Origin of the sequence: Shewanella sp. VB17, from assembly GCF_013248905.1 — a bacterium.
Classification (GTDB): domain Bacteria; phylum Pseudomonadota; class Gammaproteobacteria; order Enterobacterales; family Shewanellaceae; genus Shewanella.
In genome coordinates, this window is record NZ_JABRVS010000001.1 from 2,652,386 (window position 1) to 2,668,326 (window position 15,941).

At 40.1% G+C, this 15,941-nt stretch carries 19 protein-coding genes; 16 read left to right on the forward strand and 3 right to left on the reverse strand.

Going from position 1 to position 15,941, the window contains the following annotated elements; all coding sequences use genetic code 11:
- Nucleotides 1-133 precede the first annotated feature (133 nt).
- The 14 genes from HQQ94_RS11370 to rnd all read left to right on the forward strand — a co-directional run bounded on the left by HQQ94_RS11370 (nt 134) and on the right by rnd (nt 13,119).
- The gene (locus HQQ94_RS11370) at nt 134-460 is read left to right on the forward strand and encodes a hypothetical protein (RefSeq protein ID WP_173294532.1); all 327 of its coding nucleotides are present in this window, start codon (nt 134-136) and stop codon (nt 458-460) included.
- A 325-nt stretch (nt 461-785) separates the two neighbouring features.
- Nucleotides 786-1,151, forward strand: coding sequence for a hypothetical protein (locus HQQ94_RS11375; protein WP_173294533.1), 366 nt, complete (start codon nt 786-788; stop codon nt 1,149-1,151).
- 156 nt (nt 1,152-1,307) lie between these two features.
- Complete coding sequence (locus tag HQQ94_RS11380) at nt 1,308-1,835, forward strand: hypothetical protein (protein WP_173294534.1); 528 nt, start codon at nt 1,308-1,310, stop codon at nt 1,833-1,835.
- A gap of 239 nt (nt 1,836-2,074) precedes the next feature.
- Nucleotides 2,075-2,416: a DUF5992 family protein gene (locus HQQ94_RS11385; protein ID WP_173294526.1), complete on the forward strand. Its 342-nt coding sequence runs from the start codon at nt 2,075-2,077 to the stop codon at nt 2,414-2,416.
- Between the two features lie 81 nt (nt 2,417-2,497).
- Nucleotides 2,498-2,755, forward strand: coding sequence for a hypothetical protein (locus tag HQQ94_RS11390; RefSeq protein WP_173294535.1), 258 nt, complete (start codon nt 2,498-2,500; stop codon nt 2,753-2,755).
- Between the two features lie 676 nt (nt 2,756-3,431).
- A complete protein-coding gene (locus tag HQQ94_RS11395) occupies nt 3,432-3,815 on the forward strand; it encodes a PEGA domain-containing protein (protein WP_173294536.1) in 384 nt (127 codons plus the stop codon).
- A 288-nt stretch (nt 3,816-4,103) separates the two neighbouring features.
- Nucleotides 4,104-4,823 carry a tRNA (adenosine(37)-N6)-threonylcarbamoyltransferase complex dimerization subunit type 1 TsaB gene (tsaB, locus tag HQQ94_RS11400; RefSeq protein WP_173294537.1) on the forward strand — a complete coding sequence of 240 codons (720 nt, stop codon included), beginning with the start codon at nt 4,104-4,106 and terminating at the stop codon, nt 4,821-4,823.
- Between the two features lie 55 nt (nt 4,824-4,878).
- Nucleotides 4,879-5,262: a hypothetical protein gene (locus HQQ94_RS11405; RefSeq protein ID WP_217274030.1), complete on the forward strand. Its 384-nt coding sequence runs from the start codon at nt 4,879-4,881 to the stop codon at nt 5,260-5,262.
- A gap of 7 nt (nt 5,263-5,269) precedes the next feature.
- Entirely contained in the window at nt 5,270-5,998 is a 729-nt protein-coding gene (locus HQQ94_RS11410) for a M50 family metallopeptidase (protein ID WP_173296619.1), read from the forward strand.
- 520 nt (nt 5,999-6,518) lie between these two features.
- Nucleotides 6,519-8,117: a GMC family oxidoreductase gene (locus tag HQQ94_RS11415; RefSeq protein ID WP_173294538.1), complete on the forward strand. Its 1,599-nt coding sequence runs from the start codon at nt 6,519-6,521 to the stop codon at nt 8,115-8,117.
- Between the two features lie 134 nt (nt 8,118-8,251).
- On the forward strand, nt 8,252-9,082 hold the full coding sequence (locus HQQ94_RS11420) for a class I SAM-dependent methyltransferase (protein ID WP_173294539.1): 831 nt from the start codon (nt 8,252-8,254) through the stop codon (nt 9,080-9,082).
- 18 nt (nt 9,083-9,100) lie between these two features.
- On the forward strand, nt 9,101-9,973 hold the full coding sequence (locus HQQ94_RS11425; RefSeq protein WP_173294540.1) for an alpha/beta fold hydrolase: 873 nt from the start codon (nt 9,101-9,103) through the stop codon (nt 9,971-9,973).
- Nucleotides 9,974-10,227: 254 nt separating this feature from the next.
- Nucleotides 10,228-11,901 carry a long-chain-fatty-acid--CoA ligase FadD gene (gene fadD / locus HQQ94_RS11430; RefSeq protein ID WP_173294541.1) on the forward strand — a complete coding sequence of 558 codons (1,674 nt, stop codon included), beginning with the start codon at nt 10,228-10,230 and terminating at the stop codon, nt 11,899-11,901.
- A 108-nt stretch (nt 11,902-12,009) separates the two neighbouring features.
- The gene (rnd, locus tag HQQ94_RS11435) at nt 12,010-13,119 is read left to right on the forward strand and encodes a ribonuclease D (protein ID WP_173294542.1); all 1,110 of its coding nucleotides are present in this window, start codon (nt 12,010-12,012) and stop codon (nt 13,117-13,119) included.
- 96 nt (nt 13,120-13,215) lie between these two features.
- Here the strand turns inward: rnd and minE are convergent, their stop codons facing one another.
- The 3 genes from minE to minC are packed head-to-tail and all read right to left on the reverse strand — an operon-like array spanning nt 13,216 to nt 14,977.
- A complete protein-coding gene (gene minE / locus HQQ94_RS11440) occupies nt 13,216-13,473 on the reverse strand; it encodes a cell division topological specificity factor MinE (RefSeq protein WP_173294543.1) in 258 nt (85 codons plus the stop codon).
- A gap of 2 nt (nt 13,474-13,475) precedes the next feature.
- The gene (gene minD / locus HQQ94_RS11445) at nt 13,476-14,285 is read right to left on the reverse strand and encodes a septum site-determining protein MinD (RefSeq protein ID WP_173294544.1); all 810 of its coding nucleotides are present in this window, start codon (nt 14,283-14,285) and stop codon (nt 13,476-13,478) included.
- A 26-nt stretch (nt 14,286-14,311) separates the two neighbouring features.
- Nucleotides 14,312-14,977, reverse strand: a complete 666-nt coding sequence (gene minC, locus HQQ94_RS11450) for a septum site-determining protein MinC (RefSeq protein WP_173294545.1) — start codon at nt 14,975-14,977, stop codon at nt 14,312-14,314.
- 120 nt (nt 14,978-15,097) lie between these two features.
- Between minC and HQQ94_RS11455 the strand changes: the two genes are divergently transcribed.
- The gene (locus HQQ94_RS11455) at nt 15,098-15,379 is read left to right on the forward strand and encodes a YcgL domain-containing protein (protein ID WP_173294546.1); all 282 of its coding nucleotides are present in this window, start codon (nt 15,098-15,100) and stop codon (nt 15,377-15,379) included.
- 117 nt (nt 15,380-15,496) lie between these two features.
- Entirely contained in the window at nt 15,497-15,937 is a 441-nt protein-coding gene (locus HQQ94_RS11460) for a YcgN family cysteine cluster protein (protein ID WP_173296621.1), read from the forward strand.
- The last annotated feature ends 4 nt before the right edge of the window (nt 15,938-15,941 follow it).

Consider the following 15,941-nt stretch of genomic DNA (forward strand, 5'->3'; position numbering starts at 1 on the left):
TTGGTTTTCTAGTAGCAATTTTTAGATGTCCTTGTTTGGAATATAGTGAGAATAAACCTCTGCCCTAGCGAAAATATCGATGTGGCAGTCGCCAAATCGAGAAGGTTAACAATAATATAATATGGAGTATTGAATGAAATTAGTGAAGCTTGTAAAATTAGTGTCTCTTTTAAGCTTGTTGGTCGCAAGTAGTAGTTATGCCAGAACATCGTGTCCGAAAGACAAAATAGTACATCTACAAATCGAAAGTAATCATGTTTTGTATAGCCAAGATGTCAATGGCAAACTTTGGAGAAGGTTAGGTTCTTTAAGTGAACCCGGAACGAGAGAAAGGTATTCAGCTCTTTTGGCGGCTCAAATGTCAGGAAAAGAGGTGGTGGTAGCTTATTCTGATAATGCTTATGATTGCAGCTTGACTAACTATAAAGTATCAGCATACTTGGTGAGAACATTTAATTAGCCTTGAATTAACTGCATCATATGACATCTATGAACAGGATTAACGGTGCCACCTATAATTAATTGATGCTAAATATCAGTAAATAAGAGTCTCTTAATAAAAAGCAAACAGCAAACATAATCATGGCGCCTAGCGTCATGATTAGCTCTGTTCGCGTTAAGTGTCAAAGGGAAGTCGTTAAATATAAGGAGGTTGATGAGAAATAAGAGCTAATCAAAAAAATAACAGCATGAATTGCGACTAAAATAATTTCCCATGTTATTTTAGCTAGCTATTAATGTGGCTTTATATCCAAAAAATCAATCATTTAAATCAAGAGGCTTGTGTGAAATTCAAACATTTAACTTTAACTCTATCTTTAATCTTTACTCCTATAATAGCGAATGCTGGTAGCTATTGGTCCGATGACTTGAAAATTGATTCTATTTCTTCGTTCACAGCTCCAAACGATAACAATATTTATATACGAACAAATAATTTAAATCAATATAAATGCCATAAACCTGATGTTTATGGTTATGGTGATTTTAAGCTTGTTAGAGATGATAGTGGCGATTATAAATCAAGTCTTTCTATTTTACTTGCAGCTTTAACCGCTAATTTGGATGTTAGGTTATTTTACACTCAAGATGTATCGGGAAATTACTGTACTATAAACTTGGTTCAAGTTAAAAGAAATGGAGCAATATAAAGCATCAAATAATAACGGTGCCATAATAAAACTCACAAGGAAAAATAGAGTTTGTGCCGTCTTTGACGCAAGTGACCGCACGTTACGCATATAATAAGACACGAGGTGAATGGTTTATAACGACCATGTTTCCAAGCAAACCAAAAGGCTAGACTGATGACTGAAGACTTAGTTCATTTTACACTAACGTTAGGTAATTATATGGCACCTAATGGACACTATGGTGATGCGAGTGCTGACATTAATACATTGCGTTATGGCATTTTAACCGAGTATGTTGAGGAAATGTATGCTGCACTTGATTCAAAATATATTAATGTCGATATCCGTCAATTGAAACTGGAAATCATCGCCGCCTATGATCGCGATGCCAGTTTTTGGCAGGCATTGAACCAAGATAAATCCGGTCGACAATACGATAATGATTATGGCTTTAGTGATATTGCCATACGTAACTGGGAAGAATATTTCAGCGATGAGTTTACCTTGTTTACCGTCTGGGATGAATTTTACCATGCTGACATGTTAAAGCTGTTGGTTAAAGTGCAAATCTGGGACCGTATTTTCCCCAATGAAGAACTGCCCAATTACCAAGTACCGAAAACTGGCCAACTGCCTCATTTTGGTGATAATTTTGCAGAAAAATTAACATCTTGGTCACCGAGAATTAATGCATCAGATTAACAGTGCTAGCCACAATTAATTGATGCTAAATATCAGTAAATAAGGGTCCCTTAACAAAGAGAAAAGAGAAAGCAGCAAACACAATCATTGCGCCTAGCGTCATGATTAGCTCTGTTCGTGTTAAGTGTCAAAGGGAAAGTGAGTCACTGTGACATGGATAGTTATTATATTGTCAATTGAATAATCATTCTCTTAATTGATTTACGGAATTTTGTGAACAAAAAAAGGGGGTATAAAAAATGAAAAAAACACTAACTGTGATCGTCGGGATACTTTTTTCGGGCAGTGTGCTAGCTGCGCTGTCTGATGGTGGGAAAGTCCTTGAGTTATCCTCGGTGTCTACAGTTGTCGGATCTGCTAATACCACTAAAGATACGTCTTTTAGGGTTAAGATTTCCGGTTCTGGACAGTGTGCTGGAAAATATATTAAATTTCAGACAAATGTGAATTCAGCAGAATCATTAAATAGAAGCTTTTCAATGTTAACAGCTGCTTACTTTGCTGATCAGCGAGTCTCTATTCAAGGGGCTTATGCTAACAGTAGTTGTGATTTAGGTAGTCAGGTTAGGTTGATAAAATAGCGTCATGATTGGGCTTTGTTTGTGCTGGCTCTCAAAGGTCTGTAATGGCTTGCTTTACCATGAATGTAACTAAGGAATATTATGCAAACTAGCATTAAAGCGGTGTTATTATTAGCAGTTTTTATAGCAACTAACGCCTCAGCTGCTCAAAATTATACCAATGTGACAATTAAAGACGTTATCGTCAACATGAATACTGGGATTCATTTTCGTATTAATGAAAAGATGATCAATTCTGAAAATTGTGGTTCTTCCAAATGGTTTAAAATAGAGTCAGGCTCAACGTATGAAAAATCAGCGTTAAGTCTGCTATTAGCATATGAAGCTCAAAAATCATAGGTTCCAGGGTTCTATAGCCCGTTTCTGCTTTTTAAACTCTACTATCAAAGCAATAACCAATCTTAATGTATGTTTTTATTTAGCCATAATTGACCCAAATAACGGTCGTTATTAAATAGTGTGTAATGTTAATTTTTAGGGTTGGTTAACTCGTCCCCGCCTCCTGCTGCAAAGGTTTTATTAACTGAACCTCTTCCTAATTGGTTTCAATTGTAAATTGCAATAGTAAAAAAGTGCCATATTTGTTGGTATTCGTTTTGCTTTTTCTGTTTTTTAGTGTATCTTGCGCGCTGTTTTTATTCTTTATGTTGTTTTGGTATATAGATGTATTGATTTGAAAATGCTAAATGAGACAAGTGGGCGGCTCAATATTCCAATGTTAATTAATATCTGATTAAGCGTGACATTTAGGTGTTCCTAACACTGTATAAATAAGATGAGTCAGTAGGTTATGTGTTTTTTTTAATCACAATCTTTTGATATCAATAAATAAAATGCAGTTCATTGTGATCTGAGCTCTGGGGCGTTTGATACTTAACATTGTCAGTATCGACCTGCAACCCTTCGTTATGCATTTCGTTGCGTATTGTTATCGGTCAATTGTAGCGATTTTAATTAAGCGTTATTTTTTTAATAAAATATAAAATATAAAATATAAAATATAAAAGGTAAGAAAATGAAAAAAACTTTAATGATTAGCACGTTATTGGCAACTACGTTTATTTCAGGTTGTTCATCAATGTTTAACGGGACGACACAAACCGTTAACATTAGAACTAACGAAGAAGGGGCTAAGTTGTATGTTAATGAACAGTATATGGGGCAAGATAGCGCGACTTACACCTTTAAGAAAAAAGATAATTATGTACTTCGTGTAGAGAAAGAAGGTTGCCAGTCTAATAGCCTTAAACCTGAAAAAGCGTTTGATCCGACAACATTGTTAGGTATATTCATTGATTATGGAATCGTGTCTATTTTATTAATCGATGGTGCAGCTACTGGTGCATGGCAAGAATTTGAACAAACAAATTATGTGCTTGATCCTATATGTGATAAATAATTAAAGCTAACTAGAGAATATCCAAGCTATTATTGTGCAGCAACCCTAATTTAAATGAATTAAAAGACAGTTAAATTAGGGCTTGATAGTGATTTAATGGCTGGGTTGCCTATGGTTGATGTTGTTTTTTTAAAATTTAATCGAGTCACCCATTTTTTCCAGTATAATTCTTAGGTTATAATACCCCATGAGTTGATGGCCGCTGTGTTGTTGACAGACGTTTTAGATGTCGTCTTGCTACTGTGATGTGGCGAGGTGTGATATTAGCCTTATTGTTTGTGGTATTAAATGACAGATATACAGAAAAAAGCCGATGCACTCACCGTACTCTCATTAGACACGTGCACAGAATCTTGTTCGGCAGCTTTAAGCGTGAATGGTCAGGTGTATTCAGCATTAGCGATTGTGCCTCGTGAGCATAGTCAGCGTATATTGCCTATGGTCGACAGTGTGTTGTCTCAAGCCAAGATTCAATTAGCGGATGTCGATCTTATCGCTTATGGACGCGGCCCGGGCAGTTTTACTGGCATTCGGATCTGCACTAGCATGACCCAAGGGTTAGCATTAGGCCAAGATATCCCGGTGTTCGGCATTTCTGCATTGCAAACAATGGCCCAAACTGTGTTTGATCATCAAGGGGCCGTGCAGATCATTAGTGCGATTGATGCGCGAATGGGTGAGGTTTACTGGGGCCAATTTATTATCAAAGATGGCTTAGCACATTTAGTGGGTGAGGAAATGGTGATTTTGCCAGATTTGGTGACCTTATCATTAGACGCAAATTTACCCATTATTGCTTGTGGTACCGGATTTGATACTTATCCTCAGTTACTTGAGCTAAGTGAGCACATCACGTTAAGCCAAGAAATACAGTTTCCTGATGCCAAATCTATGTTGAGTCTCGCTAAACAGGGTTATACTCAAGGTCTATGTACATCAGTTGATGACTTAGCACCTGTGTATGTGCGTGATACTGTCACCTGGAAAAAGCTGCCAGGCCGAGAGTAAGCATTCTAGTATACTAGGTTGTAGTATTGGCAGTTAACCTGATGAAGGACGGTATATGCAAATTCAACCTACGGTATTGAGTCCCCCTCAGAGCTATTCATCAAGTGCACCTAATGTTAGTGCGACTAAAGTTCATGTAGCCCCGCATTCTGCTGTTGATGCTATCCATCAGCTTGAACATGGTAAGAAAAGCCAAGGATTAGAAAACAGTCACTTTGAGTCGATGACGGTTAATGGTGATGAGGCTCATTTGCCAACTAAAATGCTGAGCACTGAGTCAATGACAGCAGAGCTGTTAAGCGCTCGTTTAGGCGCTAAACTTGAGTATGAACAATCGTTACAGGGCAGTGAAGGCGCAGTGGGTGAATACCTTGCGAATGAAAATGCCGCCGCTCGTGAACAGATCCAGCAGATGGTGGGTATCGACACTTATGCATAATCAACCTATGCATAATGAGTCGCTTAGTGTCCTTGAAGGTGATAAGTTATCCGGTACTGGTGCACCGTCGAGAGGACGGTTCTTTTTCGAAATCATGTGTGCTTTTATGATGACTCGACTGCCGTTTATCAGTGTGCCCTTTAAATGGCTAGAAAGTTACTTTCATGAGCTTTCTCATGGTTTGGCAAGCCTATTAACCGGAGGAAGTGTCAGTCATATTCAGCTTTTCCCTAATGGTGCTGGTTTGTGTTTTACCCAAGGTGGTTGGCCTGTTGCGATCGGATTTAGTGGCTATTTTGGGGCGGCACTTTGGGGGTATTTGATTTTTGTCTTAGCCACTTGGCCAAGGGGGATACGTGTTAGCTTTGCTTGCCTTGGTTTTGCTGTGGTGTTAACCACATTATTGTGGGGACGGGATTTATTGACTATTGCCATTTTAGCGTGTTTAGCTGTGCTGTTTTTATTGCCACTTAAACTCAATAAAAACCATTTTATGGGCAGTGGACTAAGAGTGATGGCCTTGATGATTATGCTCAACGCATTGGCCAGTCCGATGGTATTATTAGGACTTAGTGGCCAAGGTGATGCCTCTATGTTAGCGTCGCAAACGTGGATCCCTGCTTGGGTTTGGGTGTTCATGTGGTTAGCAATAAGCGCTTGGATGATTTTTCTGTGTTGGCGCCGCGTTGATCGAGCCGCAATGAAGTCGTCAATTTTGATTGGCCAATCGTATTAAACCGTTACCTACCTACTTACCGTATGATAAAAAATACTGCTTTAAGAACCTAATAGTGAATTCATTGGGGAAGATCGCGATTCAATCGATTGAGTAAGACGATCCGTATAGCCGCTATGCCAGTTTTCATTTAAGTTGATCTTTAGCGTAAATCATTTGACGATTTGTTTCTTTACGCGGATTTATCATCAAAAAAACTCACAAAAACCTCATAGAATTAACTTTTAAAGGCAGTTGATGTGTTTCGATGGCTAATTATTGACCTGTACAACTGCCGTTATGGACTTGTTTGACGAAAAGGAATAGATTTTATGATGTTGTTTTTCATTCTGTCTTCGCCTTAAAAAGCCAATTTGAGTCTATGAGAATATGGCTGCGATAACGATTTTATTGAGTACTTCTCTTCATTTTAACAGGAATGAGTCAGAGAGGGACTTGTTGATCACTGATAAACATTACGTATAAAACGGTGGCCACAAGTTTGGCCACTAGCATCATTTATTATGTAGAGGTGAGTTAAATGTTCGATTATATCATTGTTGGGGCTGGCTCTGCTGGTTGTGTTTTAGCATCACGTTTATCTGAAAATTCTGAGATTTCAGTTTGTCTTTTAGAAGCGGGGGGCCCGGATGATAGTGTGTTTATTCATGCACCTGTCGGCGTTGCTGCGATGATGCCAACCAAGATAAATAACTGGGCTTTTGAGACCATTCCACAACAGGGACTCAATGGCCGAAAAGGTTATCAGCCAAGAGGAAAAACCTTAGGGGGGAGTTCATCAACCAATGCCATGTTGTATGTACGTGGTAATCAGTGGGATTACGATAATTGGGCGGCACTAGGTAATAAGGGGTGGAGTTATGATGCAGTCTTGCCCTACTTTAAAAAAGCAGAATGTAACGAATATCATACTAATGAGTTCCATGGTGTGGATGGGCCATTAAATGTTTCAAATGCGACTAATGCCAGTGATCTTAATCACCTATTTATCGAGTCTTGCAAGTTACATGGCTTAATACTAAATGAAGATTATAACGGTGCTGAGCAGGAAGGGGCTTTTATGTATCAGCGTACAGTGAAAGACGGTGAACGCTGTAGTGCAGCAAAAGCCTACCTTACGCCTAACCGAGCGCGCTCAAATTTAACCGTTATTACGCACGCATTAACTGAAAAAGTATTGTTTGATGGAAAAAAAGCCGTTGGGGTTCGTTATAAAAAAGACAATCAATCAGTCGATATTTTTTGTAACAAAGAAGTCATTCTAAGCAGTGGGGCGTTTGGATCACCACAAGTATTAATGTTGTCAGGTGTTGGGCCGAAAGCGCATCTTAGTGAAAATGGCATTGATGTGATCCATGATTTACCTGGAGTTGGCCAAAATTTACAAGATCATATTGATTATGTGCAAACATACAAAGTCTCAAGTAACGAAGATACGTTTGGGGTTTCACCTAAAGGCGGGATCGATATGTTAAAATCGATGTTTGAGTGGAAAAATAAACGTACTGGAAAAATAACCAGTACATTAGCGGAATCAGGTGCATTTTTTAGCACACAAGATAATCTAGTTGCCCCAGATGCACAGCTGGTGTTCGTACTTGGGATTGTTGATAATCACGGCCGTAATGTGAACTTAGGGCATGGTTATAGTTGCCACATCACCGTATTACGTCCCGATAGTATTGGTGAAGTCAAACTGCGGAGCAATGATCCTGAAGATGCATTATTGATTGATCCTAAATTTTTTGAAAATGAACAAGATTTTGCGTTAATTAAGCGTGGTGCGAAAAAAATGCAAAACATTCTTGAAGGACAACCATTTGATGGGATCCGTAAACAGATGCTTTATCAAGTTGATAATGGTAACGATCAACAGTTGGAGCAAGATATTAGAAATCGCGCAGACACCCAATATCACCCAGCTTGCACCTGTAAAATGGGGACGAAGGAGGATATTATGGCTGTCGTCGATCAAGAACTCAGAGTGTATGGGATGGAGGGATTAAGAGTGGTCGATGCATCCATTATGCCGAAGCTGGTCAGTGGTAATACCAACGCGCCTACGATCATGATTGCCGAAAAAGCCGCTGATATGATATTGAGTTCTGTCGAACCCTGATAAATGTATTGTATCCGAGCTGTGAAAATCTTATGGGCTCTTCTAAATTCGGTCATTTATGGCCGATTCTTTAATATGTATCATTTTTCTGTTAGTTTGTTGTTACTTATCCAACAATTTTACAGGGAAGCAAGATGCACTATCAATCCATTATTAGTGGTTTACTCTTAAGCGCGACATTCAGTGTTAATACATGGGCTCATGATCATGACCATGAGATGAAAACGTTAGCCCAAGTAGTGAGTAGCGACTTTAGGCAAGATAAAAATATCAGTCGTGATAAATATCGTCATCCTCTAGAAACACTCACCTTTTTCAATATAAAACCCAGTGAAACAGTGATTGAATTATGGCCTGGTGGCGGCTGGTATGCAGAAGTATTAGCGCCTTATCTTGCACAAGAGGGGCAATATATCGCGGGGAATTTCGATACTCAACCTGAGGATGAGAAATTACGTCAGGGTTATCGAGCAACAACAGGGCGACTATTTGAAGCTTGGCTTAAGGAGCATAGTGTTCAAGTCGGTAACGCGAGGACTGTGACCTTCGATCCTCCTACACATTATACTTTGGGCAGTGATGCCAGTGTCGATACGGTGTTGACCTTCAGAAACTTGCATAACTGGGCCATGAAAGGCTATTTAGAGCCTGTATTTGAATCGACTTTTAAGGTGCTCAAATCTGGCGGGATTTTTGGTATTGTTGAGCACAGAGCCAACCCTGGTATGACGGCTAAAACCGGTTATATGGATGAAGCCGAGGTGATTGCTCTTGCTGAAAAGGTGGGGTTTACCTTAGTGGCTAAGTCTGATGTGAATGCCAATAGCAAAGATACTAAAGACTATCCAGAAGGAGTCTGGAGCTTACCGCCACGTTTGGCGCTAGAAGAGGTAGACAAAGCCAAATACCTCGCGATAGGTGAAAGTGATCGCATGACATTAAAGTTTATTAAAAATATTCAATAAGTGACGGACTAAGGTTCTATGCTGCAATTTAGCACCCAAAAAAATGAGATTGAATTTCAGCTGCCACATATTCGTCTATCTGCTCGACTTTGGGGACAGCCGGATAAGCCTGTGTTGCTGGCCTTACATGGCTGGCTAGATAATGCGAATAGTTTTGCGCCTTTGGCTGAACAATTAACTGAGTTTCAAGTATTAGCGATTGATTGGCCAGGACATGGTGGCTCTGAACATCGACCCGGTCTATATCCGCTGCATTGGATAGATTATTTATACGATCTAGAGCTCCTAATGGAACATTTATCTGGAGCTCAACAACCTGTCGCTATTATTGGGCATTCACTGGGGGGAATTGTCGCGTCGGCTTATGTGGCAGCTTTTCCTGAAAGGGTTAGCAAGCTGGTGCTGATTGAAGCGATTAGCCCTCTGTATGAGTCAGTATCTAAACACAGTCAAAGATTACGTGATAGTTTTAAGGATCATGCGCTTTATTTAAAGAAAAAAGATGTTGCGCCTACTGTGTATGCGTCCATTGAACTTGCCGTTAAAGCCAGAATGAGACTGACAGGTTTAGGCGAACAGTGGTGTCGTCTCTTAGTTGAGCGCAATATGCAGCAAGGTGATGACGGTGTTCGTTGGCGTAGCGATCCTAGATTGAAGTTAGATTCACCTTTAAGGTTTACATTTGAGCAGGTGGATGCATTGATGACTGAGCATGCTGGTAATACGTTATTAATAACGGGCGTGAGTGGCTTTTCACAAATAAGTCAATTATTGCCAAGGGCACAGACTTGGTTTGAGCAACTTATCTGCGTAGAGCTTGAAGGTGATCATCATTTGCATATGGAAAATGCAGTGGGGGTTGGTCGTCAAATTACACGATTTCTATCATGATGATATGCAAATATAGAGGGGAAAAGAGACTAGGATTTCTATGGTATTTGTGTGATGATGTTCACAATTAAAACGTGTGTATGAATCAAACTTAATAGAATCATAAATGTATTCCTAAGCCACTTTAGTCAGCAGGTCCTGCTAACATGTGGCATTAAGTGGTAGAACTTAAGGCATAGCATTGCTGTTTAGTCCGTTTTTACAAGAAGTATGTTTCTGTATACGTTGAATATGGAAATATTTAGGAGAAATGTGTGCAACAGGTTTGGATTGATAATTTACCCGATGATGTGTCTAATGAAATCGATGCTAATCAATATGACTCGCTGGTTGACATGCTCGAGACATCGGTGTCGAAATATGCCGATCAAGCAGCGTTCGTCAATATGGGGGCAACATTAACTTACCGTAAACTGGAAGAGCGTAGCCGTGCTTTTGCCGCGTATTTACAACATGAACTTAAGCTTGAAAAAGGTGATCGTGTCGCCATCATGATGCCAAATGTCTTGCAATATCCCATTGCATTATTTGGCGCTTTACGAGCCGGCATGGTGGTGGTTAATGTGAACCCTCTCTACACTGCACGTGAATTAAAGCACCAGTTACATGATTCTGGGGCAAAGGCGATTGTGATCGTTTCTAATTTTGCCCACACATTAGAAAAAGTGGTTGAGCAGACAGGGGTGAGCCATGTGATCTTAACTGGTCTGGGAGACTTGCTCGGTACACCGAAACGCACTGTAGTGAATTTTGTCGTCAAGTATATCAAAAAAATGGTGCCAAAATATCATTTACCTCATGCGATATCCATGCGAAAAGTCTTACAGAAAGGTCGACGCATGCAGTATGTAAAGCCGACATTAGAGAGCGATGATCTGGCTTTTTTACAATACACGGGTGGGACAACTGGGGTGTCTAAAGGTGCCATGTTGACGCATTCTAATGTAGTAAGCAATGTGTTGCAGGCTGATGCTGCATACTCCCCCATGTTGGTGGATGGCAAAGAGTTTGTTGTCACAGCATTGCCGCTCTACCATATTTTTGCGTTGACAGTGAATTGTTTACTCTTTATGCATAAGGGGGCCAATAACTTATTGATCACCAATCCAAGAGATTTGCCCGCATTTATTGGAGAATTAAAAAAATATCCCTATACCGCGTTAACAGGGGTCAATACACTTTTTAATGCTTTGGTGAACGCTGAAGAGTTTACTCGTTTGGATTTTTCTCACCTTAAACTCTCTATCGGTGGAGGGATGGCTGTGCAACGCGCGGTGGCTGATAAATGGCAACATATCACGCAAACTAAATTACTTGAAGGCTATGGATTAACAGAAGCGTCGCCTTTGGTGACATGTTGTCCCTATAATTTGGCCGGTTACAATGGTTCGATTGGCTTTCCTGTGGCAATGACAGATATTCAGATCCGTGATGATGAAGGCAAAGAGTTGGCCCAAGGTGAGGTAGGGGAATTGTTTGTGAATGGTCCACAGATCATGAAAGGTTACTGGCAGCTTGCTGAAGAAACGGCCAATGTCATTGGTAACGATGGTTATTTAGCCACGGGTGATATTGGCTATATGGATGAGCAAGGTTATTTTTTTATTGTCGATCGTAAAAAAGATATGATTTTAGTCTCTGGTTTTAATGTCTTTCCTAATGAGGTGGAGGAAGTGGTGGCTATGCATCCAAATGTGGTCGAGGTAGCTGCAGTAGGGATACCCAATGAGTTGTCGGGTGAATCAGTGAAAGTGTTTGTCGTTAAAAATGATACATCTTTAGGCGAACAGGATCTGATCGCCCATTGCCGTCAGCATTTAACGGGATATAAAGTCCCTAAACTGGTAGAATTTAGAGGTGAGCTACCGAAATCGAATGTCGGTAAAATTTTACGCAGAGAATTACGGGATGAAGGTAAAACCGTTTGATTTTTTGCTGACATCACACCATTATGTTATGTCATTTTGACGGTGTAAAGCTAGCTTCGATGCTAGCTTTTCTCTTTTTCATAGCGTTGAATTCTCTGGGAGAGCAATGTGTTAGCGTTTCAATATATAGACGACGATGAGAGTTTATCTGCCCTCGTAGCGCAATACCGAAAAAGTCCATTACTGGTATTGGATACAGAATTTGTGCGTACTCGTACTTTTTATGCCCGCCTTGGTTTGATACAAGCTTATGACGGTAAAACGTTAGCCTTAATCGATCCCGTTGCTGTCAGTGATCTGTCTGAATTTTGGTGCTTGTTGCAAGCGCCTAACATGACCACAATTTTGCATTCTTGCAGTGAAGACTTAGAAGTGTTTGCTCATAATGGCCAGTGCCAGCCGGCGAAACTGTTTGATAGTCAGATTGCTGCGGCTTTATGTGGTTTCGGACATGGCTTAGGTTACGCCAAGCTTGTTGAGCAAACCTTGGATATTCCTCTGGATAAAGGTGAGTCGCGTACTGATTGGATAAAACGCCCCCTAAGTGAGGCCCAACTTCATTATGCGGCCAACGATGTTTATTATCTTTTTGAGCTTTATCCTCAGTTGGTTGAAAAATTAGAGCAGCAAAATCGAATGGAGTGGGTATTCGAAGAAGGGGAGCGCATGACACAAGGACGCTTGTCTCCTCCCGATCTAGACTTGGCTTATTTACGTGTTAAAAATGCATTTCAATTAAGCCCAACGCAGTTAGCGTACCTTAAAGTTTTGGCAACATGGCGCTTATCAAAAGCGGTATCCCGTGATTTAGCGGTGGGATTTGTGGTTAAAGATCATGCTTTGATTGGATTAGCTAAAAAACAGCCTAAGAGTATCACTGAGCTGTATAAAATGATTGAGCTGACTGAACAAGAAAAACGTGTTCATGGTAAAGATCTTATTGCTTTGTTAGCCACTGCTGATTTAGATAACCTACCTAAAGCTATCGATATATTGGCGCTTAAAACAGGCTATAAAAGTGCATTTAAGACGATTAAACAATGTTTAACAGACATAAGTGAACAACATGATGTACCTATTGAGCTATTAGGATCTAAACGTCATATACATGAATATTTAGAGTGGCAGTGGGGTGACAAAACAGGTGCGATACCTTTGCTATTATGCGGGTGGCGCAAAGGGCTAGTATCAGTTCCATTGGCTGCACTTTCGATTTAGATTAACTCGATGTTATCCAAATACTATGCCCTTATTTTTGTTAAAAACGGGGCACAGTACTTGGATCATTAATCAATACTCATCATCCTGTGAGACTTACTTCTCAGGTAATGTGACATTAAGTTCAAGTACGGAAAGTTTATTATCGCTTTGATCGAGTTGCACTGAGACTTGTTCTGGATCAATATGAGCGTATTTTTTTATCACCTCAATAATTTCTTGTTTCATTTGAGGAAAATAATCAGGTGCGCCGAGCTCTCCGCGCTGATGAGCGACAATGATCTGTAGGCGCTCTTTGGCCGTTACTGCTGTGTTAGCCTTTTTGCTGCTTTTGAAATAATCGAGTAAAGACATAATTAGCTACCAAATATTCGTTTTAAGAAACCTTTCTTCTGCTCAGTGACAAAGCGTAAAGGGAGTTGTTCTCCTAGTAATCGGTCGATGCTATCGCTGTAAGCTTTGCCTGCATCACTTTCTTGATCCATGATAACGGGCACACCTGAATTTGATGCTTTTAGCACGGCTTGAGATTCAGGGATCACGCCAAGTAAAGGAATAGCTAAGATTTCTTCAACATCTTCTACGCTTAACATTTCTCCGCTGGATACTCGGGCAGGGGAGTAACGTGTCAGTAATAAGTATTCTTTAACCGGTTCTAAGCCTTCTTCAGCGCGTTTTGATTTACTCTGCAACATGCCTAAAATTCTATCTGAATCACGTACTGAGCTTACTTCAGGGTTGGTGGTGACAATAGCCGTATCGGCGAAATAGAGTGCCATCATTGCCCCAGTTTCTATGCCTGCGGGTGAATCACAGATAATAAACTCAAAATCTTTAGCTAAGTTATCCAGCACCCTACCGACACCTTCTTTGGTCAGTGCATCTTTATCCCGTGTTTGTGAAGCGGGTAATATAAATAGATTTTGACAACGCTTATCTTTGATAAGTGCTTGATTTAAATTGGCTTCACCATTGATAACATTAACGAAGTCATAGACTACTCTGCGTTCACAACCCATGATAAGGTCTAAGTTACGCAGTCCGATATCAAAATCTACAACGACAGTTTTATGCCCTTTTAATGCCAAACCTGTAGCAATAGCAGCACTTGATGTGGTTTTACCCACGCCGCCTTTACCTGAGGTGACAACAATTATTTGTGTCATGTCTTATTCTTTCCTTTTTGCTGTCTTTAAAGAGGTAGCGCTTCCATAATAAGAGATTCACCATCGAGGCGAATACAGCCACTTTTTGTTGTATTATCGTGTTCAATGTTTTCGGCTAGCCAATATTGTCCTGCCACTGATACCAGTTCGGCTTCTATAGTGCGTGCGATAATAACCGCATGTTTATTACCCGCAGCACCAGCCATGGCTTTGCCTCGCAAGTTACCATAAATGTGAATGCTACCATCGGCAATCACTTCAGCACCATTACCCACAGTACCAATAATAACAAGGTCGCCATTTTTTGCATAAATTTGTTGGCCAGAACGCACATTTTGTTTCACTATTTTAGTGGTATTAGGCATTACAAGCTGATTTTTTGACTGTTTTCCTGACTTAATAAGCGCCAATCCCAATACTTTAGCTTGAGCTGCAATACTGTCAATGGCTTCGGTTATCCCAACGATCACTAATTGTCTGGAGGTCAGTAAATCTTTTAGTGCTGCTAAATTATACTCAGGTTGGGTAATGCGACTGAGGTTAACAACCAGTGGTGCGCCGATAAAAAATTGTGGTGCAATAGCCAGTTTACTCTCTAGTTCACTTGCCACTTTCTCCAAATCAAGATGATTAATATGGAGTACTGAAAGTGTAAATGATGAGCCTTTTAGCTCTAGGCTTGGAGTCTGCATTGTTACCTTGCTCTTATTAAATAATCAGGCTTGATACTGATATACATTATATTAATAGCTGTACATGTTATAGTGTGGCCTTGTTAGTAGCAAGTTGAATAGTAGGAAAGTAGACAGTATATGATCTGTGCCGTGTATAAGAGTCGATGTAAGCTTGATAGTTATCTTTTCGTTGAAAAACGTAATGAATTTGAACGTGTTCCTGTTGCATTACTTGAGATGTTTGGGTCACCAGAGCTGGTGATGATGTTGCCCTTGATGAAGCGGGATTATTTAGGTTTTGCAGATATTGAGAAAGTGAAAAATGAATTAGTCAATAAAGGCTATTATTTGCAATTGCCTCCGCCAGTGGTCGATTTACTTGAAGAGCATAAACGTGCGATAGGCTACAGTAGGGAGTAGAGTGGATGCATTTAGCCGAAAAATGCCATCTTGAACTGGCTTAGGTGTATAAGCTTCATTGTATCTACTTCTTAGTGTAAAATAAGTAAAGGTAGTGGCTTTTTGTCGAAAATAATCATGTCATTTTGGAAAGAAAAATCCTTAACTCAGATGGATCCCCATGAATGGGAATCCTTGTGTGATGGATGTGGTAAGTGTTGTTTAAATAAGTTAATTGATGATGAGACCGAAGAACTTTATTACACCAGTGTGGCGTGTAAACTCTTAGATCACCAACAATGCAACTGTACTCACTATGCCGAACGAGTTAGTTATGTGCCTTTATGTACACAGGTGACGGCAGAGAATATTGCTGAATTGACTTGGCTTCCTGATAGCTGTGCTTACCGACGTTTGCATTTAGGCCGAGATTTACCTTCGTGGCACCCTCTAATAACAGGTTCAAAAGTGGCGATGCATCAGGCTGGGATGTCAACACAAGATAAAGTGAAATGTGAGACAAAGATAAAGTACCTAGAAGATCACATTGTCTTGTGGCCGATGATGGATGTGGATTAGCAGC